We start from the raw sequence: 22,105 nt of genomic DNA on the forward strand, positions 1-22,105 counted from the left end.
GGACTGTGAACCGCCGCCCCGCTCAGCGCGCCCTCAGCGTGTCCGCCAGCCAGTCGAGGACGACCTCGCAGTGCTGCTGCGGCGCCATCGGGGAGCAGTGCAGCTGTGCCCCGGTGGCCGCCGTCAGCTTCACGTAGTCCTTGGGGGCGGTGAGCCGGTCGTACAGCTCGCGCGGCTGCCCCGGGTAGAACTGCTCGAAGTCGTAGTCGAGGACCAGGGTGGGCGCCGTGATGCGGCCCACCACCCCGCTGACGTCCAGTGACCGGACGCGTCGCGCGGGAGTGGAGAAGTCGGTGAACATCCGCCCCGCGCGGGCGTCGAGCATCGCGCGCACGGAGAAGGGCTCCATGCGCTTCCGCAACGTCGCGGCGTCCTCGGGGGAGAGCGCCGGGACGACCTCCTTGTTCCACAGGGTGTTGGTCTCCCGCGGGTCCGGGGTGAGGATCCTGCGGATCTCCGCGGGGAAGCCCAGCCAGGGCCGCAGCACGCCGGGCATGGCCGCCAGGGCGGCGATCCGCGGCTCGAACGCGGCGGCCCGGGGCGCGAGAGCGCCCGCCATGCTGAGCCCGGTGAGGGCGATCCGGCCGGTGTCCACGTCGTCCCGGGCCGTCAGCCAGTCGATGAGCGGGCCGACCACCGTCTCCCAGCGCGGCGTGAACACCACCTGGTCCACGAAGAGCAACTGGCCCTGCCCCGGGCCGTCGTACACCAGGGCGTTCCAGCCGCGCTCCAGGGCGGCCGCCGCACCGTAGGTCCACATGTCGACGTTCTGGCCGTCGCTGCCGTTGGTGAGGATCACGGTGGGCCGCCGCCGCGCCGAGGTGTCCGGGCGGAAGAACCACACGGGCATCGGCGTCCTCCCGTACGGGACCCGCGCCGTCACCGGCGCCGGGTCGCACAGCGAGCAGAAGGTGTCCCAGGCGTCCCGCCCGGCCCGGTACAGCCGCTCCTCACGGCCCGGGTCGTCGGAGCCGAGCACGAAGAACAGCGCCTGCCCGTAGTACTGGGCGGCGCGCAGGGCGCGGAAGCGGGTGGTGCGCCGGTCCGGTGCCGGTCCCGCGGGCGGCTTCCGCAGCCGGTCGCCGAGCGCTTCGAACACCGCGGTCCAGCTCCGCGCGGACGGACCGGCCTCGTTGATCGCCTGCACGGCGGTCAGCACCTCGCCCACCTCGGCCGCCCCCTGCCCCGACGCGCCCAGCGCGAGCAGCGCGTTGAAGTTGAGGCCGGGGTCCTCGACGAGGGTCATCACACCGGGCGTCGGGCCGCCCGCCGAGGGGGAGCCGGACGGCCCGGCACCTTCGGGGGACCTCGCCCCGGAGGAGGCGCCCAGGGGCGTGCACCCGGCGGACAGCAGGGCCCCCGCGCCGCCGGCCAGCGCCGTGAGGGCGGCGCGCCGGGCGGGTGCGGTGGCGCGGTCCGCGTCCGCCGATTCGTGTGTCATGCCTGCCGAACGTAGAAGCCGTACCGGCGGGCCCGGCCCCACCACACCGGCCGTTCCCCCGAACGGCCCGTCACCGTCCGCGTCGGCAGGACCCATTGACGGCTTCCGGAACCCGTCCTACCGTCGTCGTGCGGGCATGTCGTATATCAGATCTCGTACATGAGACCCGGGTGAGAGCGGAGAGCCGTTCCATGGACCTGCTGGCCGGTGCGGCCCCTGCCTCCATCCCTTCCCGCACCCAGGTGGTGCTGGAGGCGATCAGGCACGGCATCCTGACCGGACGGCTGACACCGGGGCAGGCCCTGGTCGAGACCGAACTCGCCGAAGGATTCGGGGTGTCCAAGACCCCCGTCCGGGAGGCCCTCAAGACACTGGCGGGCACCGGGCTGGTGGTGATGAGCCAGTACAAGTGCGCGACCGTGCGCACGGTCGACGCGGAGACGGCGCGCCAGGTCTACGACGTGCGCCTCCTGCTGGAACCGCAGGCGTTGCGCCGCACCGTCGCCCGCCGCGCCCCGCTCGACGCCGCCCACGAGGCACTGGAGCGGGCGGACGCCGCCGCCGACCGGGCCGAACGCTCCCTGGCCAACCGGGACTTCCACGGGGCGCTGTACGGGCCCTGCGGCAATCCGCTGCTGGTCCGGGTCCTCGACGACCTCCGCGACCAGGCGGCGCTGGTCTCGGCGGCCGCCTGGCAGCGCAACCCCTCCTGGGAGCGGGAGGCGCGCGAGCACCGGGACATCCTCGCCCGCGCCCGGGCAGGCGACGCCGAGGGCGCCGCCCGCCTCCTGCACGACCACATGGCGGGCTTCGTCGCGCGCGCCTTCCCCGACGGCGCCACCGCCTGAACCGCACCCCCCGCGCCGGACCGGCAACTCCTCCGACCGAAGGGCAACCCCATGTCGTTCGCAGCGCAGTCCGCCGCCCTCGCCGAGGTCGTCGCGATCCCGGTGACCCCCTTCGACGCGGACGGCGGCGTGGCCCGCGACACCTACCGGGCGCTGCTGCGGCGGATGTTCGACAGCGGGGTGCGGACGGTCACGCCGAACGGCAACACCGGGGAGTTCTACGCCCTCGACCCGGACGAGCGCCGCCTGGTCGTGGAACTCACCATGGCCGAGGCCGACGCGGGCACCCGGGTCGTCGCCGGCGTGGGACTCGACCTGCCCACCGCTGTGGCCGCCGCGCGCCACGCACGGGACGCCGGCGCACACATGGTGATGGTGCACCAGCCGGTGCACCCGTACGTCTCCCCGGACGGCTGGGTGGAGTACCACCGCGTCATAGCGCAGGCCGTCCCGGAGACCGGCGTCGTGCCGTACGTCCGCGACCCGGCCCTGGACGGCGAGTGCATCGCCCGGCTGGGGGAGCTGTGCCCGAACGTCGTCGGGGTGAAGTACGCGGTGTCCGACCCCGCCCGCTTCGCCGCCGTGGCGCGGGACGCGGGGCTGGACCGCTTCACCTGGATCGCGGGCCTCGCCGAGCTGTACGCGCCCGCCCACTGGGCGGTCGGCGCGACCGGCTTCACCTCGGGCCTGGTCAACGTGGCGCCGCGGCTGTCGCTGGAGATGCTGCGCGCGCTGCGCGCCGGCGACCACCCGGCGGCCATGCGGGTGTGGGAGCGGATCCGGGAGTTCGAGGGGCTGCGCGCCGAGGAGCGTTCCGCGAACAACGTGTCCGTGGTGAAGGAGGCGCTGGCGGTGCTGGGCCTGTGCCGCCGCGACGTGCGCCCGCCCGGCCACCCCCTCACGGCGTCCCGGCGCGCGGCGGTCGCGGCCCTGCTGGCCGGCTGGGAGGTCTGAGCCGTGAAGAAGCCGGAGGAACTGCGCAGCCACCGCTGGTACGGCACGGACGGGCTGCGCTCGTTCAGCCACCGGGCCCGCACCCGCCAGCTCGGGTACCTCCCGCAGGAGCACCTGGGCAAGCCGGTGATCGCGGTCCTCAACACCTGGAGCGACATCAACCCCTGCCACGTCCATCTCCGCGACCGCGCCGAGGCGGTCAAGCGCGGGGTGTGGCAGGCCGGCGGCTTCCCCCTGGAGTTCCCCGTGGCGACGCTCTCGGAGACCTACCAGAAGCCGACGCCCATGCTCTACCGCAACCTGCTCGCGATGGAGACCGAGGAACTGCTGCGCTCGTACCCCGTGGACGGCGCGGTGCTGATGGGCGGCTGCGACAAGTCGACGCCCGCGCTGCTCATGGGCGCCGCCAGCGCCGGCCTGCCGGCCGTCTTCGTCCCCGCCGGGCCCATGCTGCCCGGCCACTGGCGGGGCGAGGTGCTCGGCTCCGGCACCGACATGTGGAAGTACTGGGACGACAAGCGGGCCGGGCTGATCGGCGACTGCGAGCTGGCCGAACTGGAGAGCGGCCTCGCCCGCTCGCCGGGCCACTGCATGACGATGGGCACCGCCTCCACGCTCACCGCCGCCGCGGAGGCGCTGGGCGTGACGATGCCCGGGGCCTCGTCGATCCCCGCCGTGGACTCCGGGCACGACCGGATGGCGGCGGCCTCCGGGATGCGGATCGTCGACCTGGTGCGCCAGGACCTGCGCCTGCCGGCGATCCTGACCCGCGAGGCGTACGAGGACGCGGTGGCCACCGTGCTGGCCCTCGGCGGCTCCACCAACGCCGTCATCCACCTGATCGCGATGGCCGGGCGCAGCGGGGTCCGGCTCACCCTCGACGACTTCGACCGCGTCGCGCGCACGGTCCCGGTGCTGGCGAACATCAGGCCCGGCGGCCGGTACCTGATGGAGGACTTCCACTTCGCGGGCGGCCTGCCCGGCTTCCTGACCCGGCTGCGGGACGCCGGGCTGCTCCACCTGGACCGGCCGACCGTCGCGCACACCACCTTGCGCGAACAGCTCGCGGGCGCCCTCGTCCACCACGAGGACGTGATCCGCCCGCTGGACGACCCGCTGGCGTCCGAGGGCGGCGTCGCCGTGCTGCGGGGCAACCTCTGCCCGGACGGCGCGGTCATCAAGCACATCGCCGCCGAGCCGCGCCTGCTGAAGCACACCGGCCCGGCCGTCGTCTTCGAGGACTACCGCACCCTGCAGCGCACCATCGACGACCCCGGCCTCGGCATCACCGAGGACAGCGTCCTGGTGCTGCGCGGCTCCGGCCCGCTGGGCGGTCCCGGCATGCCGGAGTACGGGATGCTGCCGATCCCCCGCCGGCTGCTGGAGAAGGGCGTGCGGGACATGGTGCGGATCTCCGACGCCCGTATGAGCGGGACGAGTTACGGCGCGTGCGTGCTGCACGTCGCACCCGAGTCGCACATCGGCGGCCCGCTCGCCCTCGTCCGCACCGGGGACCCGGTCACCCTCGACGTCGGGGCGCGCCTGCTGCGCCTGGAGGTCGACGACGCCGAACTGGCGCGCCGCAGGGCCGGCTGGCAGGCACCCCCGCCGCGCTTCGGCCGCGGCTACGGCGCGCTGTACCAGGATCAGATCACCCAGGCCGACACCGGCTGCGACTTCCGCTTCCTGGCCCGGCCGGGAGACGTGCCGGAGCCGTACGCGGGCTGACCGGCCCGGCCCGCACCCGTTCGAAGGAGCAGGTCATGGCCCCCGCCGCCCCGCCGGACCACCCGCCCCGCTCCGGGAAGGATGAGCCGAGGACGTCCACGCCCCTGCGGGCCGGGGGCCGCGACGTCGGCCGGTACGTGCACCGCCCGGTGCTTCCCGGCCGGCTGTCCCCGCGGCCCTGCCTGCATCCGCTGACCACCCTCGGCGGGGTGCCCGTCACCGGTTTCCTGCCGGCCGACCACCCGCACCACCTCGGGGTGGGCGTCGCCGTGCCGGACGTGGCGGGACGGAACTTCTGGGGCGGCCCCACCTTCGTCCGCGGGCGCGGGTACGTCGAGCGCGACGACCACGGGGTCCAGGAACCCGTGGGCGGCCCGGAGGACGGCCCGCACGGCTTCACCGAGGAGCTGTCCTGGCGCGCCGACGGCACCGAACTGCTCCGCGAGCGGCGCACGGTGGCGGTCCGCGCCCTCGGCGAGGACTGCTGGGCGCTCGACCTCGCCTTCACCCTGACCAACCCGGGACCGCGCCCGGTGTCCCTCGGCAGCCCCGCCACCAACGGCCGCCCCGGCGCCGGGTACGGCGGCTTCTTCTGGCGGGCGGCCGGCGGACCCGGCAGGGCGGCGGTGTTCACGGCGGACGCCGAGGGCGAGGCGGCGGTGCACGGGCGCACCGCCGACTGGCTGGCCCTGACCGGCGGACGGTGGACGCTGGTCTTCGCCGGGGCGACCGAGGAGACCCGGCGCGACCCCTGGTTCGTCCGTGTCGCGGACTACCCGGGCGTCGGTTCCGCGCTGGCCTGGGCAGAGCGGCTGCCGGTCCCGCCGGGGGGCGCCGTGACGCGGCGGGTCCTCACCGCGGTCGTCGACGGGCGGCCGGGCCGTACGGAGGCGGCCGCCCTGGCCCGCCGTCTCGGCGAGTGAGCGGTCAGACCGCCGGTGCGGGCCGCGCCGGCTCCCGTCGGCCCTCGTACCAGAGCGCGGCGCCCGTCACGAGGGCGCCGAGGCCCTCCCACACCCCCACGCCGAGGAACCCCGACGGTGCCCGGCCGATGACCACGGCCGTGGTGAGGACCGCGAAGGTCAGCAGGCGGAAGGGCACGGTCCAGCGGAAGAAGGCACGCCAGTCGGCAAGGGCGGCCAGCACGTAGTAGACGCCCATGTTGAGCGCGGCCATGGAGGAGGCGGTGAGGAAGGCCGGCGTGTAGTCACCGCTCGTGCGGGCGTCCGGCCGGTGGAGGCCGAGCAGGGACAGCTGGACGGCCGGCGAGACGATCCCGACGATGCCGAGCGCGGCGGCGAGCAGACCGAAGACGGCCATGGTCCAGCCGGAAAGGGAGCGGGGGCGACGCACCGGTCCTCCAAGTCCTGGGACGGGCAACGTTGCAGCGCCCCAACTCCCCTGATCCTAGGGGATGTTGAAGCCCGTCCCCGCCGCGCGCCTACGTCACAGGCGGCGCGTGGCCACGGTGAGGCGGTCGCGCGCGTCGAAGAGCGCGTCCTTGATCAGCTGCTCGTGCGCCGGGGTCAGCCGGGCCACCGGCACCGAGCAGCTGATGGCGTCCCGGGAGGGCGTCCGGTAGGGGATCGCGACGCCGAAGCAGCGCAGGCCGAGGGTGTTCTCCTCGCGGTCCACCGCATAGCCCTGCTCGCGGATCTGGTGCAGCTCGGCGATCAGCTTCTCGCGGTCGGTGTGGGTGTGCTCGGTCAGCGGCTCCAGCGTCTCCGGCAGCAGTTTGCGGACCTGCTCGTCGGTGTACGTGGCCAGCAGCGCCTTGCCGAGCGACGTCGAGTGGGCCGGCAGCCGGCGGCCGACACGCGTGAACGGCCGCAGATAGTGCGAGGACTGGCGGGTCGCCAGGTACACCACACTCGTCCCGTCCAGGCGGGCCAGGTGGATGGTCTCGCTGGTGTCGTCCGACAGCCGGTCCAAGGTCGGGCGTGCCGCGGCGACGACCTCGTCGCCGTCGATGTACGAGGTGCCGACCAGCAGGGCGCGCACCCCGATGCCGTAGCGCGTGCCGGTGGCGTCGGTCTCGATCCAGCCGAGCTCCACGAGCGTGCGCAGCAGCATGTACAGACTGGACTTGGGGTAGCCGACGGCCTCCTGCACGGCGGCGAGACTGTGCATCCCGGGCTTGCCGGCGAAGAACTCCAGCAGCTCCACCGTCCGCACCGCGGACTTGACCTGCGCGCCGCCCTCACCTGCAGCCATCTGGACCGGACCCCTCTTGTTCGGCCGGGACCCGCGCAAGTAGGCTCCCGAACAGATTCACAGTTGCGGATGCTGTTCAGTATATCGAACGGAAGGCCTGGAGGTACCCGCGGTGGCCGTACCAGTGTGGAGCGTCGATCCCCGTACGGGGAAGCAGCGGGAGCAGGTCGCCGTCGAGGCCACGGCCGAGGAGGTCGACGCCGTGGTGCGCGCCGCGGCCGCCGCGGCCCCGGCACTGGCCGACCGCGTGGTCAGGGCGCGCCTGCTGCGCACCGCGGCCGACTTCCTGGAGGAGGCCGGCCCGCGCATCCTGGAGGCCGCGGACGCCGAGACCGCCCTCGGGCCGGTCCGGCTCACCGGCGAACTCGGCCGCACCGCGTACCAGTTGCGTGCCTTCGCCGACATCGTCGACGAGGGCGCCTACCTCGACGTCATCATCGACCACGCCGACCCCACCCTCACCCCGCCCCGCCCCGACCTGCGGCGCTGGAAGATCCCGCTGGGCGTCGTCGCCGTCTACGCCGCCAGCAACTTCCCGCTCGCGTTCTCCGTGCCCGGCGGCGACACCGCCAGCGCCCTCGCCGCCGGCTGCCCCGTCGTCGTCAAGGCCCACCCCGACCACCCGGCCACCAGCGAACTGTGCGCGGACGCCCTGCGCCGCGCCGCCGTCGCGGTCGGCCTGCCCGCCGACGTCGTCGCGGTGGTCCACGGCTTCCAGGCCGGCATCGACCTTGTCACCCACCCCCTGGTCTCCGCCGCCGGCTTCACCGGCTCCGTACGCGGCGGACGCGCCCTCTTCGACGCGGCCGCCGCCCGGCCCGTGCCGATCCCCTTCCACGGCGAACTGGGCAGCCTCAACCCCGTCGTCGTCACGGAGGCCGCGGCCGAGGAGCGCGCCGAGCAGATCGGCACGGGCCTCACCGGGGCGATGACGCTCGGCGTCGGCCAGTTCTGCGTCAAGCCCGGCCTCGTCCTCGCCCCGCAGGGCGAGGCGGGCGACCGGCTGCTCAAATCGCTTGCGGCGGCCGTCGGCGACGTCGCCCCCGGCACGCTGCTCGACGCGCGCATGCGGGACAACTTCATCGCGGGCGTGGGCGAGCTGACCGCACTGCCCGATGTGGAGGCCCCCGTGGAGCCCGGCGACGGCGGCGAGCGCCTGGTGCGCGCCGGCTTCGTCTCCGTCCCGGCCGCCCGGCTGGCGGAGCCCGGCGGCGCCCACGACGTGCTCCTGGAGGAGCACTTCGGGCCCGTCACGGTCATCGCGCGGTACGCGAACGCGGAGGAGGTCGAGGGCGTGCTCGGCCGGCTCCCCGGGAACCTCACGGCCACGGCGCACCTGAGCGAGGCCGAGGCGTCCGGCGACGGGGCGGAACTGCTGCGCAGGCTGACCCCGCTGGCGGGACGCGTCGTGGTGAACGGCTGGCCCACCGGCGTCGCGGTGGCGCCCGCCATGCACCACGGCGGCCCGTACCCCGCCACGACGTCGACGTCCACGTCGGTGGGCGGCACGGCGATCGAGCGGTGGCTGCGGCCGGTCGTCTACCAGGATGCGCCGGAGGCGCTGCTGCCGGGGGAGTTGCGGGACGCGAACGGGGTGGGGGTGCCGCGGCGGTTCAACGGGCGGCGCGAGCCCTGACGCTGCGATTGCTTGGGCCTGGGTTTTTTCCCCCGCCCTCCCGCCCGAGTGCCCGGCGCGGTAAGTGCGGGCCATGCGCTGCGTGTGTTGTGGGGTCGGCGCCGCTCCGCAGTCCTCCCCCAACCTTCGGCCGGGGGGACCCCCACGGGGCTCGCGGTTTGCCCCCACATCATTCGGCATCGACCACGCAGTCTCCGCTCGTCCCTCCCCCAGCTACCGCTGGGAGGTGCCCCCAGCGGGCGGACCCCGGCGCACCCCCTCCCGGGGCCGTTGTGGCGACTGACGGCCGGTGGGGTGTCTGTGGGCGGTGACGGCTGCGCACTTTGTTGGCGCTGCGCCAACGGGTGCCCGAGCACGGTGCCGTCCGTACCCACCCACCGGGGATCAGGCGCGGAGACTACGGAGGGGGCGGGGGAGTTGGGGGCACCTCCCAGCGGTAGCTGGGGGAGGGTGGCGTTCTGGACTGTGGAGCATATTTGGGTGCATGACCCGGGGCGCACAGCGAAAAGCCCCTGAGGCACCTAAATGTGCTGTCCAGAATGGCAGCCCCGGAGGGCCCGCACCCGGCTCCCCAACAATGCGCGTCGGGGCGCCCAGACCTTGCCGGGCACACGGGCGGGAGGGCGGGGAGGCTCAGGGGATGGGCGTGAAGTCGCGTGCCCCGATGAACTCCGGCCTACGGCCGGCCGCCGCGAACGGCTCGACCGCCGCGTTCTCCACACTGTTGAACACGATGAACACGTTGCTGCGCGGGAACGGCGTGATGTTGTCCCCCGAGCCGTGCATGCAGTTGCAGTCGAACCAGACCGCCGACCCGGCGGCCCCCGTGAAGAGGCGGATGCCGTGCCGCCCGGCGAGTTCGGTGAGCGCCGCGTCGGAGGGCGTGCCCGCGTCCTGCATCCGGAGGGACTTCTTGTAGTTGTCCTCCGGGGTCGCTCCGGCGCAGCCGAGGAACGTGCGGTGCGAGCCCGGCATGATCATCAGGCTGCCGTTGGTGTCGTGGTTCTCGGTGAGCGCGATGGAGACAGAGACCGCGCGCATGCGCGGCAGCCCGTCCTCGGCGTGCCAGGTCTCGAAGTCCGAGTGCCAGTAGAAGCCGGAGGCGCCGAAGCCCGGTTTGACGTTGATCCGGCTCTGGTGGACGTAGACGTCGGAGCCGAGGATCTGCCGGGCGCGGCCCACGACGCGCGGGTCGCGGACGAGTTCGGCGAAGACCGGGCTGATCCTGTGCACTTCGAAGACCGAGCGGATGTCCTTCGACTTGGGCTCGACGATGGAGCGCTCGTCGGCGCGGACCGCCGGGTCGGCGCAGAGCCGGTCGAGTTCGGCGCGGTAGCGGGCCACCTCGTCCCGACCGATGAGGGAGTCGACGGGCAGGAAGCCGTCGCGGTCGAGTCCGCGCAGTTCGGCGGGCTGGAGGGGGCCGGGGGTGCCGGGTCCGCCCCAGACGACCGGGTCCTGGCGGGGGGTCAGCACCTCGGCGGTGCCGCGGGTGGGGTAGAGGTCGGTGAGGGTGTTCGTCACGGGTTTCACGCTCCCTCGGTGAGCAGGGGGTAGACGCCGTTCTCGTCGTGGGTCTCCCGTCCGGTGACGGGCGGGTTGAAGACGCACACGAAGCGCAGGTCGGTCCTCGGCCGCACGGTGTGCCGTTCGTGGCCGTCGAGCAGGTAGAGCGTGCCGGGGGAGATCCGGTGCTGCTCGCCGGTCTCGTCGTCGGTCAGTTCGCCCTCGCCCTCGACGCAGAGCACCGCCTCGACGTGGTGCGCGTACCACATGGAGGTCTCGGTGCCCGCGTACATGACGGTCTCGTGCAGCGAGAAGCCCACGCGGTCGCCCGCCAGGACGATGCGCTTGCTGCGCCAGGTGCCGCTTTCGGCGGTGACGTCGCGGTCGGTGCCCTCGATGTCCTTCAGGGATCGCACGATCACGGTTGCAGGGGTCCTTTCGGTCACTCGGTCTCGCGGACGGCGCGGGCGAGGATGCGCAGTCCCTCGTCCAGTTCGTCGGGGGTGATGGTCAGGGCCGGCAGCAGCTTGACGACCTCGCCGCGGGGGCCGGAGGTCTCCAGCAGCAGGCCCAGTTCGAAGGCGCGGGCGCACACGCGGGAGGCGCGGCCGGGGTCGGTGAACTCCAGGCCCCACACCAGTCCGCGGCCGCGGTACCGGGCGCCGGAGCGCGGGTGCCCGGTGAGGATCCCGTGCAGCGCGGCCTCGACCTGCTCGCCGCGCTTGAGGGTCTGCTTCTCCATGCTGCCGCCGTCCGCCCAGTACGTGTCGAGGGCGGCGGTGGCCGTGACGAAGGAGGGGTTGTGGCCGCGGAAGGTGCCGTTGTGCTCGCCCGGCTCCCAGATGTCGAGTTCGGGGCGGAACAGCGTCAGCGACATCGGCATGCCGTAGCCGCCGATCGACTTGGAGAGCGTGATGACGTCCGGCACGATGCCCGCCTCCTCGAAGGAGAAGAACGGCCCGGTGCGACCGCAGCCCATCTGGATGTCGTCGACGATCAGCAGCATGTCGCGGCGCCGGCACAGGTCGGCGAGCCCGCGCAGCCACTCGGGGCGCGCGACGTTGATGCCGCCCTCGCCCTGGATGGTCTCCACGATCACGGCGGCGGGCTGATTGAGGCCGGAGCCCTGGTCCTCCAGCAGCCGTTCGAACCACAGGAAGTCCGGGACGCGGCCGTCGAGGTAGTTGTCGAACGGCATCGGCGTGCCGTGCACCAGGGGGACGCCGGCGCCGGCCCGCTTCATGGAGTTGCCGGTCACGGCGAGCGCGCCCAGCGACATCCCGTGGAAGGCGTTGGTGAACGACACCACCGACTCGCGGCCCTTGACCTTGCGGGCCAGCTTCAGTGCCGCCTCCACGGCGTTGGTGCCGGTCGGGCCCGGGAACATCACCTTGTGGTCCATGCCGCGCGGGCGCAGCACCACGTCCCGGAAGCGCTCCAGGAAGGCGCGTTTGGCGGTGGTGCTCATGTCGAGGCTGTGCGTGATGCCGTCGCGTTCGAGGTAGTCCAGCAGCGCGCGTTTGAGGACGGGGTTGTTGTGGCCGTAGTTGAGGGTTCCGGCGCCGGAGAAGAAGTCGAGGTAGGGGTGGCCGTCCTCGTCGAACAGGCGGCTGCCCCGGGCCCGGTCGAAGACGGCGGGCCAGCCGCGGCAATAGCTGCGGACCTCGGACTCCAGGGTCTCGAAGACGGTCGTGGCGGGCGGGGAGAGGGTCACCGTGCGTTCCTTCGGGTGGGGGGAGGGCGGTGGGGGAGACGGGTCAGGCCAGGGGGCCGATGCGGTAAAGGACCTCAGGCTGGTGGGCGCCGGGGAACAGCCCGCCGTCGAAGAGCACTTCGCGCTCGGTGCGCGCGCCGTGGCGGGCCGCGAAGGACATGAACAGCCGGTGCGAGGCCGCGTTGTCCGGGGTGATGGTGGTCTCGACCTCGCGGACGCCCTCGGCGGCGGCGCGCCGCGCGAGGTCGTCGAGCATCGCGCCGGCGAGTCCGCGGCCGCGGTGCGCGGCGTCCACCGCCACCTGCCACACGACGAGGGTGCGCGGGCTGTCCGGCCGTACGTAGCCGGTCACGAAGCCCACGGCCCCTCCGTGCGGTGAGCGGGCCACCACCGAGGTCCGGGCGAAGTCCCGGCACCAGAGCAGATAGCTGTAGGGGGAGTTCAGGTCCAGCGTCCGGGAATCGCGGGCGATGCGCCACAGGGCGCTTCCGTCCTCGATCGCCGGTATGTCGAGCAGCAATTCACTTGCGGCGGTCATGCGGAAAGAACGTAGCGGCCGGAATTTAATTCCGCATGCACGGACGGCCTTGCGGTTTCCTGAAGCTCGCTGGTATCAGGCGCGCGGGACGCGGCTGTTCACGGTGATTTCGCCGGATGTTCCGGGACAAAACGACCCCTTTGTGGGGTCGCTCGCACCAGGAAATCATCACGTCATGTCGATGAAATCTCTGCGTTTGAGGGCCGGGAGGGCGGGCAGAAGATCACGGGCGAATGGGCATGTGAATGGCGAGCGGAATTCGCGCCGAATTCCGCGCGGGAATTCCGCGCCCATGGGAGGATCAGACCGTCCAGGCCCGCTCGGCCGCGGTGAGGGCGGCGGCCGGGTCCGTCACGCCGAGGGCCGTGCCGAGGGTGCGCAGGGTGCGCAGGACGGTGTCGAGGGAGGCGTCGGGACCGTAGTGGTTGACGCGGACCATCTCCTTGGCGAGCGCGCCGCCCCCCGCCACCAGGGGCAGCGCCGGGTCGGCGGTGAGCGCGCGGGCCACCAGGTCGTCGGCGGCCACGCCGTCCAGGGTGCGCAGCGTCGTGGCGACCGGCGCGGCGTCGGCGTCCCGGTGCACGTAGGGCTCCAGTGCGGCGCCGAGCGCGGCCGCACCGGCCCGGGTCGCCGCGGCGGCGGCCCGGTGGCGGGCGAGGACCGTGCCGAGTCCGGTCTCCTCGATGCGCTCCAGGCAGGCCTCCAGCGCGAGCATCTCCAGCTGTGCGGGCGCGTGCGGCAGCGCCCTGCGGCCGGTGTCGATCCAGCGCTCCTTCCAGTCGAGGAGCGACAGGTACGAGCGCCGGGGCGCCGCCGGGTTCTCCGCGAAACGCCGCCACGCCCGCTCGCCGACCGAGACCGCGGACACGCCGGCGGGACCGCCCATCGCCTTCTGCGCGCCGATCACGCACAGGTCCACGCCCCACTTGTCGACCTCCAGCGGTTCGGCGGCCACCGAGGCCACCGCGTCCACCATGAACAGCGCGCCGTGCGCCCGGACGGCCTGGCCGATCTCCGCGACGGGGTTGGTGTTGCCGGTCGCCGCCTCCGCGTGCACCAGGGAGACGAAATCGATCTCCGGGTGCTCGGCCAGCGCCCGCGCGACATCCTCGGCGCCGGCCGCGGCGTGGAAGGGCACCTCCAGGTCGACCACCTCGGCGCCCGCGTCGCGCAGCCAGTTGCCGAAGGTCTGCCCGTACGGCCCGGTCACCACGTTGAGCGCGGTCGAACCGGGGCGGGCGCCGGAGCGGATGCAGCCCTCCAGGGGCAGCAGCGCCTCGCCCTGCGTGATCACCACGTCGTTCCCGGTCCGCAGCAGTGCCGCGACCTTCCGCTCGATCGAGGCGAAGCGTGCGGCGGTCAGCGGGGGCAGGTCGAGGAGGGGGTGGGACACGGCGGCGCTGCTTTCCTTCGTCGGACTGTTCGAGGGGTGTACGGGCCCGAGCGTACTCGCGGCCTCGTAGAGTGCCGGTATGGCTGATCACCAGGCGCCGCCGGCGCTCCGCATCAAGGGCCGGATCCTGACCGGGCCGCAGGACGTCCGGGACGAACTGTGGGTGATCGGCGGCCGGGTGACCTACGAGCGCCCCGCCGGGATCCGCGACGTCACCACCGTGGAGGGCTGGGCGCTGCCCGGCCTGGTCGACGCGCACTGCCACGTCGGCCTGGACCAGCACGGCCCCGTCGAACCGCACACCTCGGAGAAGCAGGCCCTCACCGACCGCGACGCCGGCACGCTGCTGATCCGCGACGCGGGTTCGCCGTCGGACACCCGCTGGATCGACGACCGCGACGACCTGCCGCGGATCATCCGCGCGGGCCGGCACATCGCGCGCACCCGGCGCTACATCCGCAACTTCGCCTGGGAGGTCGAGCCCGAGGACCTGGTCGCCCTGGTCCGCCAGGAGGCGCGGCGCGGCGACGGCTGGGTGAAGCTGGTCGGCGACTGGATCGACCGCGAGACCGGCGACCTGTCCGCCTGCTGGCCGCGCGGCGCCGTCGAGGCCGCCATCGCGGCCGCGCACGAGGAGGGGGCCCGTGTCACCGCCCACTGCTTCGCCGAGGACTCGCTGCGCGACCTGGTCGAGGCGGGCATCGACTGCGTCGAGCACGCCACCGGCCTGACCGAGGAGACCGTCCCGCTCTTCGCCGAGCACGGGGTGGCCATCGTCCCCACCCTGGTGAACATCGCGACGTTCCCGCAGCTCGCGGACGGCGGGCAGGCCAAGTTCCCGCGCTGGGCGGACCACATGCGGCGCCTGCACGCCCGTCGGTACGACACCGTCCGCGCCGCCCACGACGCCGGCATCCGGATCTTCGCCGGCACCGACGCCGGCGGCTCGCTCGCGCACGGCCTCGTCGGCGGCGAGGTCGCCGAACTCGTTGCCGCGGGGATCCCCGTGCTCGACGCCCTGTCGGCCGCGACCTGGTCCGCCCGCGAGTGGCTCGGCCGCGACGGCCTCACCGAGGGCGCCTCCGCCGACCTCGTCGTCTACGACACGGATCCGCGCGCGGACGTGCGCGTCCTGGCGGCGCCCCGGCGCGTGGTGCTGCGCGGGCGCGTGGTCGGCTGATCCCGGACGGTGGTTTACCACACTCCACCCCGTTTCGGGTGATTCTGCCCGGATCGGCGTGCCCGGCCCCCCGCGGCGTGTTGCGATCGGTTCGACCGGCCGAATCCGCACGACGGGACGGGGAGCACCATGACCAGGCAGGGACCGCAGAAATATCCGGGGGCATCGCGCAGGTACTGGTACCAGGACGGCTACGGCGGGGACGTGATGGAGGTCAACGCCGTCGTGCTGCACACCACCGAGGGCAGGTCGGTGCCCTCCTACGACGAGGGCTCCAGCGCCCCCAACCTGACCGCCCAGCCGGACTTCGCCAACCAGAAGCTGGTCTGGTACCAGCACTTCGACATCGACATCTCCTCCCGCGCCCTGGTCAACCGGCCCGGCGGCGTGGAGACCAACACCCTCAACGTGTGCCAGGTGGAACTCGTCGGCACCTGCGACCCCGAGACCCACGACGACTGGGGCAGCACCCCCGCCCATGTGTACTGGCCCAAGGCGCCGCAGTGGGCGCTGCGTGACCTCGCGCGCTTCCTCGCCTGGATGAACACCGAGCACGACGTGCCCCTGAGCGGCCCGAAGGTGTGGCTGCCCTACCCCAGGTCCTACGGCAGCGCGGGCGGCCAGCGGATGACGGCACGCCAGTGGAACGCCTTCAACGGCATCTGCGGGCACCAGCACGTGCCGGAGAACTGCGTGCACCCCGACACCCCGGTGCTGCGCGCCGACGGGGACCTGGCGCGCGCGGCGGACCTGCGCGTGGGGGACCGGATCGCCTCCTTCGACGAGGAGGGCGAGCCCAGGCTGCTGCGCCACGGGGTGGTCACCCGCAACGTCCCCGCCAGGAAGGAGTGCTGGCGGATCACCACCTCCGCCGGCGAGGTGCTCGCGACCGCCGACCACCCCTGGCTGGTCCGGCAGCCGCACGGCGACACCTGGGCGGCGAGCCGCGAACTCACCCCGGGCAAGCACCGGATCGTCCGCGCCGGGCCCGTCGTGCCGTCCCGCTGGGAGGGCGCCGCCGTGGCCGGGGCGACCGGCGAGGCGGAGGTACTGGGCGCGGAGCCGGTGGGCGAGCAGCCGATCGCGTCCCTGTCGACGTCGACCCGCACATATGTGGCTGCGGGGCTGCTCTGCCACAACACCCATGGTGACCCCGGGGCGTTGGACTTCGCGAAGCTGCTCGAATACGCGAGGGCGCAGGTGTGACACACGGGAACGTACGTGCCTGAAGGTTCGAATACGAGGACGAAAACCACCCTTTGGAGTGAACCGGCGTCAGGACGGTGCCGGTTCACTCTCTGTACGTAAATCATTACGGGGTCGAGGTCGCCCGGCGAGCGCGCTGTCCCCTTCAGCGGCGCCGTGGCGACTCCATGACCAGTTGGGGGTTTTCCACTTTGTACAGCTCTCCCTTCAGCATGCCCGCACGCCGCTCGGCTGCCTCGCTGGGGGCCGCCGTCGCGCTGGCGGCGGGCGCCATAGCGCTCGGGCCGGCATCCCCGGCCGCGGCCACCGGGGGGTCGCACGGCGGACCCGGCAAGGCCGGTGCCGTCGTCCTGCGGACCGGCCTGGACGTGTCCCTGCTCAACAAGACCGTCGACGTGCCGCTGAACCTCACGCTCAACGAGGTCCAGGCACCCGCGAGCGCCGACAAGACCGCGCTCACCGCGACCCTCGACGGCGTCGACCACGGACGCCCGTTCAGCGTCCTGCGGGCCGATGTCGCCACCGCCCGGGCCACCGTCGACCGCCGCAAGGCGGAGGGGTACGCCAACCTCGTCAACGCGCGCGTCCATGTCCCCGGACTGCCGCTCATCGGGCTCGTCAAGGCCGACGCCATCACCTCCCGTGCCACCTGCGAGACCGGCGAACGTCCGGTCGCCGATGTCGAGATGCCGGGCTGGGTCACCGTGCTCGGCAAGCGCGTCCGGGTCTCCGCGGTCGGTCCCACCGAGGTGAAGGTGGGCGGCGTCGGCGAGGTCCGGCTCGACCTCGCCGAGAAGACCGTCACCTCGCGCACGGCCGCGGCCACCGCCCTGGAACTCACCGTCTCCATCAACCCGCTCAAGCTGAACGTCGCCGACGTCAAGGGCACGGTCACGCTGGTGCAGGCCACCTGCGAGACACCGGGCCGGGGCGGCGGCGGCCACGACGGCGATCACCATGGCGGCGGTCACGGCGGCGGCAAGCCCGGTGACGGCGGCGGCGACGACGGCGGCGACGACGACGCAAGCGCGACGCCCACGCCGCAGACCAGTGACACGTCGGCGAAGCCCGGCACGTCGGCGCAGCCGAGCGCGACCGCCGAGCCGGTGAACGCGGCCGTGTCGCCCGGCGCCGCCCCGTCCGTCCAGGCCGCGGCCGGTGACCTCGCCGAGACCGGCAGCAGCAGTACGACGCCCTGGCTCGCGGGCGGTTCGGTCCTGCTCTTCGCCGCCGGATTCGCCGTGATCCGCATGACCCGCCGCAGGACGGCGACCCAGAACACCCGGGACTGACGGGTCCGGGTGACCCCGGGGGCGGTTCGGGGGTCGAGGGGGGAGAGGTCCGCGGAGGGCGGCGACGGGCGGCTTGTGCCGAGTGCCCGCAGCCGCCCTCCGCGGCCGTTGTCCACAGGGGCATACGTCCGGCGTCTCAAAAAGGGTGTTTCCACTACCCTGATGAGGAGTGTCCGCGCGCCCGCCGCGGACGGGGCCGGGGGGTCTCATGTTCGGGGGACGGTACGAGATCCGGGCGCTGCTCGGGTCCGGGGGGATGGCCCGGGTCCATCTCGCCTACGACACACGTCTGGGCCGCACCGTCGCCGTCAAGACGCTGCTGCCGGAACTGGCGCGCGACCCCGAGGCCCGCCGCCGCTTCGCCCGCGAGGCGAGGGCCGCCGCCGGCCTCAACCACCCGGGCATCGTGACCGTCCACGATCAGGACGAGATCACCACGGAGGACGCGGTCGTCCCCTTCCTCGTCATGGAGCACATCGAGGGCCGGACCCTGTCCGAACTCGCCCGCGCCCAGGCCCCGATGGAGATCGAGCGGGCCGTCCGCATCACCTGCGACATCCTCGACGCCCTCGCGCACGCCCACGACCGCGGCCTGGTGCACCGGGACGTGAAGCCCTCCAATGTGCTGATCACCACGGGGGGAGCGGTCAAGGTCGCCGACTTCGGCATCGCGCGCGTCGTGCACTCCCTCACCGGCCTGACCGGCACCGGCTCCGCGATCGGCACCCCCGGCTACATGGCCCCCGAGCAGTGCGCGGGCGACGCCGTCGACGCCCGCAGCGACCTGTACGCGGTCGGCTGCATGCTCACCGAACTCCTCACCGGCGCCGTGCCGTTCGGGGGCGCCACCCCGCTGGGCGTGATGTACGCCCACGTCCACCAGACCCCTCCGCCGCCCTCCGCGCGCAACCCGTCGGTGCCGCCCGCGCTGGACGCGATCGTGCTGTCCGCGCTGTCCAAGAACCCGGCGCTGCGCCCGCAGAGCGCCCGCCAGATGAAGGACCGGCTGACCGGCTGGCTCGCCTCCCGCACCCCGCCGACCGCACCGCTCGCGCTGCCCCCGCCGCCGCGGCCGGCCCCGGCGCCGCAGCACCCCGCCTACAACCCCCCGTCGTACGGACCCTGGGCCGCCGCCCCCGCGCAGCGCCCCGCCTGGGACTCCGGGTCGACAACGCCCCTGTCCGCTCCGCGGGTGCCGCGCCGCCGCTTCGGTGTCGTCGCCGCGGCCGGCGCCGCCGTCCTCGCCGTGCTGATCACCGTGGCCGTCGTCGTGAACCCCTTCGGCGACGACAAGAAGAAGGACCCGACCACACCCGTCGCCCACGACCTGATCACCGCCCGGAAGTCCACCAGCGGCTACAACGGGGCGCTCACCGGCGCGGTCAGCCCCTCGTCGGCCAAGGGCGGCACCCTGCGGCTGGTCTCCGCCTACGCCCCGGACTCCCTCGACCCGGCCCGCACCTACTCGCCGCTGGTGTGGAACCTGGGCCGGCTCTACCTGCGCAAGCTCGTGGACTTCGCCCCGCAGCCCGGGGCCGCGGGCACCCGCCTCGCCCCGGATCTCGCCACCTCCACCGGGCGGATCTCGGACGGCGGCCGCACGTACACGTACACCCTCAAGCAGGGAATCGCCTTCGAGGACGGCACGCCCATCACCTCCGAGGACGTCAAGTACGGCATCGAGCGCACCTTCGCGACCGACCTGTACACCGGCGGCCCCACGCATCTGCGCGACCTGCTCGACCAGGGCCAGGACTACCCCGGCCCCTACAAGGACACCGACCCGGACCGGCTCGGCCTGAAGAGCGTCGACACCCCCGACAACCGCACGATCGTCTTCCACCTCGACGCGCCCTTCGCCGACTTCCCGTACGTGCTCGCCCTGCCCATGTCCTCGCCCGTGCCCAGGGCGAAGGACACCAAGGCGGAATACGAGAAGCGGCCCGTCGCCAGCGGCCCCTACCGGATCGCCTCCTACGACGCCGCCAAGGGGCTCGAACTCGTCCGCAACGACCGGTGGGACGCCTCGACCGACTCCATACGCACCGCCCTGCCCGACACCGTCGAGCTGACGATCGTCCCCGACGCCGCGGCTGTGGACGCCGCCCTGCTCGACGGCACCGCCGACCTCGATGCCGCCCAGACCGGGGTGCAGGACGCCGCCCGCACGAAGATCCTCGCCGACGGCACCCTGAAGTCCCGCGCCGACCTCGTCACGACCGGCGGCGTGCGCTACTTCTCGCTGCAGACCGCCGTGCCGCCCTTCGACGACTACCGCTGCCGCTGGGCCGTGCAGTACGCCACCGACCGGCGCGCCCTGCGCGCCGCCTTCGGCGGCGAGGACGCCGGCGACATCGCGGGCGGCATGCTGCCGCCCACCGTCGGCGGCTACGACCGGCACCTGGACACCTACGGCACCGCGACCGGCGGCAGCTACCCCGAGCAGGCAAGGCGCTTCCCGGGCGAGTGCGGTCGCGCCAAGGGGTTCAGCACCGTCATTGCCGCCTCCGGCAGCGATCCGCGCGCCCGCAAGGCCGCCGAGTCGCTGCGCGATCAGCTCGCCGCGATCGGCGTCAAGGCCACGGTCGAGACGCCCGAACCCGCGGACTACTACCCCGTGCTCGCCGACCAGAAGCAGCTCAAGGCCAAGGGCTGGGGCATCGTGCTGATCACCTGGCAGTCCGACTGGCCGTCCCCGGCCGGCTTCCTGCGGCCCCTGCTGCTGCCCGGCAGCCCCAGCAACTACGCGGCGCTGGACGACCGCGAGCTCAACAGCCTGATGGACGAGGCCGACGGCACGACCGACCGCAACGCCGCCGACAACCTGTGGCGGACGGTCGACTCCACCGCCCAGGACCGCGGCACCCTGCTGCCCTTCCTCTACGACCGGCGGCTCAACTACCGCTCCGCACGCCTGACCAACGCGTACGTCCACCCGGCTCTGGGCGGCGTCGACCTCCAGGCGCTCGGCGTCAGGGACTGAACAGTGCCACCGCGAAGCGGTCCGTGGTTTCGCGGTCGCGTACCGCCTGCCGGAGCGGGTCCCGGGCCCGGGCCGGGGGAGGTGTCCGCGCGGCGCGCGGTGAAGCGCCGTTTGCGCAGCCGCGTTCCAGGTGGTCGGCGTCAGGGACCGAGTGCGATTCCCTTTCCGCGCGGCGCGCGGCGAGGCCCGGGTCCCGCAGCGGTCCCGGCGGCCGCACTGCAGTTGCTCGGCATGCCTTCGCGAGTGCGACCGCGAAGCGGTCGGTGGTTTCGCGGTCGCGTACGGCGAGCCGGAGCGGGTCCCGGGCCCGGGTTGGGGGAGGTGTCCGCGGGGCGCGCGGTGAAGCGCCGTTTGCGCAGCCGCATTCCAGGTGCCCGACGTCAGGAACCGAGCGCGACGGCCTTCGCCAGTGCCACCGCGAAGCGGTCCGTGGTCTCGCGGTCGCGTACCGCGAGCCGGAGCCAGTCCGGGCCCAGGCCGGGGAAGGTGTCCGCGCGGCGCGCGGCGAAGCCCAGGTCCCGCAGGCGCTCGCGCACCGCGGCCGCCCCTGGCAGCCGTACCAGTACGAAGGGGCCCAGCGCAGGGCCCGCCACCTCGAGGCCCTCGAACTCGGCCAGCCGGGCGAGCAGATGGCCCCGGTCGACGGCGACCTCACGCGCGGCCCGTTCCGCCTCGGCGAGCGCGGCCGGCGCGCAGCACGCCTCGATCGCCGCCAGGCCGGGCGAGGACACCGGCCACAGCGGCTGCGCCCGCTCCAGCGCCGCGACGCGCTCCCGGTCGCCCAGGACGTAGCCCACCCGCAGTCCCGCCAGCCCCCACGTCTTGGTGAGGCTGCGCAGCACCAGCAGCCCCGGGATGTCGCGGCGGCCGGCCAGCGACTCGTACTCGCCGGGCACCGCGTCCATGAACGCCTCGTCCACCACCAGGGTGCGGCCGGGACGCGCCAGGCGCGCGATCTCCTCGGCGGGGTGCAGGACCGAGGTGGGGTTCGTGGGATTGCCCAGCACCACGAGGTCCGCCCGCGCGGGCACGGCGTCCGCGTCCAGCCGGAACCCGTTCCCCTCGGTCAGCAGCACCCGGTGGACGCTGTGCCCGGCGTCCCTGAGCGCCGCCTCCGGCTCGGTGAACTGCGGGTGCACCACGGCCGGATGGCGGGCCCCGAGCGACCGGGCCAGCAGGACGAAGGCCTCCGCCGCGCCCGCGGTGAGCAGCACCTCCTCCGGCGGCCTGCCGTGCCGCGCCGCCACGGCCCGGCGCGCGGCCCGCCCGTCGGGGTAGGCGGCCAGGCCGCCCAGGGCGGCGGTGAGGTGTTCGCGCAGCCAGGCCGGCGGCGTGCCGGTACGCACGTTGACGGCCAGGTCGGTGAGCGCCCCGCCGTCGTCGCGCACCTCGGCGTCGCCGTGGTGGCGCAGGTCGTGGCCGTCGTCGGGTTCGGCCGCGGACTCCGCGGGGTGCGCGCCCGCCCAGCGCAC

The 22,105-nt window shown here is 73.7% G+C and carries 18 protein-coding genes; 9 read left to right on the plus strand and 9 right to left on the minus strand.

From position 1 onward, the window contains the following. Window positions 1–22 precede the first annotated feature (22 nt). The gene (locus tag ABZ883_RS31755; protein WP_360912281.1) at window positions 23–1,441 is read right to left on the minus strand and encodes an alpha/beta hydrolase; all 1,419 of its coding nucleotides are present in this window, start codon (window positions 1,439–1,441) and stop codon (window positions 23–25) included. A 191-nt stretch (window positions 1,442–1,632) separates the two neighbouring features. On the opposite strand from ABZ883_RS31755, the gene ABZ883_RS31760 reads away from it, so the two are divergent. The 4 genes from ABZ883_RS31760 to ABZ883_RS31775 are packed head-to-tail and all read left to right on the plus strand — an operon-like array spanning window position 1,633 to window position 5,894. Next, window positions 1,633–2,289 carry a GntR family transcriptional regulator gene (locus ABZ883_RS31760; RefSeq protein ID WP_360912446.1) on the plus strand — a complete coding sequence of 219 codons (657 nt, stop codon included), beginning with the start codon at window positions 1,633–1,635 and terminating at the stop codon, window positions 2,287–2,289. A 51-nt stretch (window positions 2,290–2,340) separates the two neighbouring features. Beyond that, window positions 2,341–3,243: a dihydrodipicolinate synthase family protein gene (locus ABZ883_RS31765; RefSeq protein WP_360912283.1), complete on the plus strand. Its 903-nt coding sequence runs from the start codon at window positions 2,341–2,343 to the stop codon at window positions 3,241–3,243. A 3-nt stretch (window positions 3,244–3,246) separates the two neighbouring features. Next, complete coding sequence (gene araD / locus ABZ883_RS31770; RefSeq protein ID WP_360912285.1) at window positions 3,247–4,971, plus strand: L-arabinonate dehydratase; 1,725 nt, start codon at window positions 3,247–3,249, stop codon at window positions 4,969–4,971. Between the two features lie 35 nt (window positions 4,972–5,006). Further along, entirely contained in the window at window positions 5,007–5,894 is an 888-nt protein-coding gene (locus tag ABZ883_RS31775) for a PmoA family protein (RefSeq protein WP_360912287.1), read from the plus strand. Between the two features lie 4 nt (window positions 5,895–5,898). Here ABZ883_RS31775 and ABZ883_RS31780 read toward each other — a convergent pair whose 3' ends face one another. Together ABZ883_RS31780 and ABZ883_RS31785 are read right to left on the minus strand one after the other, a co-directional pair. Further along, window positions 5,899–6,324: a hypothetical protein gene (locus ABZ883_RS31780; RefSeq protein ID WP_360912289.1), complete on the minus strand. Its 426-nt coding sequence runs from the start codon at window positions 6,322–6,324 to the stop codon at window positions 5,899–5,901. Window positions 6,325–6,417: 93 nt separating this feature from the next. Beyond that, window positions 6,418–7,185 carry an IclR family transcriptional regulator gene (locus ABZ883_RS31785; protein WP_360912291.1) on the minus strand — a complete coding sequence of 256 codons (768 nt, stop codon included), beginning with the start codon at window positions 7,183–7,185 and terminating at the stop codon, window positions 6,418–6,420. Between the two features lie 112 nt (window positions 7,186–7,297). Between ABZ883_RS31785 and ABZ883_RS31790 the strand changes: the two genes are divergently transcribed. Continuing rightward, window positions 7,298–8,821, plus strand: a complete 1,524-nt coding sequence (locus ABZ883_RS31790; RefSeq protein WP_360912294.1) for an aldehyde dehydrogenase (NADP(+)) — start codon at window positions 7,298–7,300, stop codon at window positions 8,819–8,821. Between the two features lie 633 nt (window positions 8,822–9,454). Here the strand turns inward: ABZ883_RS31790 and thpD are convergent. The 5 genes from thpD to ABZ883_RS31815 all read right to left on the minus strand — a co-directional run bounded on the left by thpD (window position 9,455) and on the right by ABZ883_RS31815 (window position 13,972). Then, window positions 9,455–10,345 carry an ectoine hydroxylase gene (gene thpD, locus ABZ883_RS31795; protein ID WP_360912296.1) on the minus strand — a complete coding sequence of 297 codons (891 nt, stop codon included), beginning with the start codon at window positions 10,343–10,345 and terminating at the stop codon, window positions 9,455–9,457. Window positions 10,346–10,350: 5 nt separating this feature from the next. Beyond that, window positions 10,351–10,749 (minus strand): ectoine synthase, encoded by a 399-nt coding sequence (locus ABZ883_RS31800; RefSeq protein ID WP_360912298.1) that lies wholly within the window; start codon window positions 10,747–10,749, stop codon window positions 10,351–10,353. Window positions 10,750–10,769: 20 nt separating this feature from the next. Beyond that, window positions 10,770–12,041 carry a diaminobutyrate--2-oxoglutarate transaminase gene (gene ectB / locus ABZ883_RS31805; RefSeq protein ID WP_360912300.1) on the minus strand — a complete coding sequence of 424 codons (1,272 nt, stop codon included), beginning with the start codon at window positions 12,039–12,041 and terminating at the stop codon, window positions 10,770–10,772. A gap of 43 nt (window positions 12,042–12,084) precedes the next feature. Continuing rightward, complete coding sequence (gene ectA, locus ABZ883_RS31810) at window positions 12,085–12,579, minus strand: diaminobutyrate acetyltransferase (RefSeq protein WP_360912302.1); 495 nt, start codon at window positions 12,577–12,579, stop codon at window positions 12,085–12,087. Between the two features lie 301 nt (window positions 12,580–12,880). Further along, window positions 12,881–13,972, minus strand: coding sequence for an aminotransferase class V-fold PLP-dependent enzyme (locus ABZ883_RS31815; protein ID WP_360912304.1), 1,092 nt, complete (start codon window positions 13,970–13,972; stop codon window positions 12,881–12,883). Window positions 13,973–14,051: 79 nt separating this feature from the next. On the opposite strand from ABZ883_RS31815, the gene ABZ883_RS31820 reads away from it, so the two are divergent. From ABZ883_RS31820 to ABZ883_RS31835, 4 genes are all read left to right on the plus strand, one after another. Continuing rightward, the gene (locus tag ABZ883_RS31820; protein WP_360912306.1) at window positions 14,052–15,152 is read left to right on the plus strand and encodes an amidohydrolase family protein; all 1,101 of its coding nucleotides are present in this window, start codon (window positions 14,052–14,054) and stop codon (window positions 15,150–15,152) included. Between the two features lie 129 nt (window positions 15,153–15,281). Continuing rightward, window positions 15,282–16,358 (plus strand): Hint domain-containing protein, encoded by a 1,077-nt coding sequence (locus ABZ883_RS31825; protein ID WP_360912309.1) that lies wholly within the window; start codon window positions 15,282–15,284, stop codon window positions 16,356–16,358. Window positions 16,359–16,570: 212 nt separating this feature from the next. Next, window positions 16,571–17,650 (plus strand): SCO1860 family LAETG-anchored protein, encoded by a 1,080-nt coding sequence (locus ABZ883_RS31830; RefSeq protein WP_360912312.1) that lies wholly within the window; start codon window positions 16,571–16,573, stop codon window positions 17,648–17,650. 208 nt (window positions 17,651–17,858) lie between these two features. Next, window positions 17,859–20,633 carry an ABC transporter substrate-binding protein gene (locus ABZ883_RS31835; RefSeq protein ID WP_360912314.1) on the plus strand — a complete coding sequence of 925 codons (2,775 nt, stop codon included), beginning with the start codon at window positions 17,859–17,861 and terminating at the stop codon, window positions 20,631–20,633. A gap of 380 nt (window positions 20,634–21,013) precedes the next feature. Here ABZ883_RS31835 and cobC read toward each other — a convergent pair whose 3' ends face one another. Beyond that, entirely contained in the window at window positions 21,014–22,105 is a 1,092-nt protein-coding gene (gene cobC / locus ABZ883_RS31840; RefSeq protein ID WP_360912448.1) for an Rv2231c family pyridoxal phosphate-dependent protein CobC, read from the minus strand.

Origin of the sequence: Streptomyces sp. NPDC046977 (assembly GCF_040644455.1) — a bacterium.
Classification (GTDB): Bacteria; Actinomycetota; Actinomycetes; order Streptomycetales; family Streptomycetaceae; genus Actinacidiphila.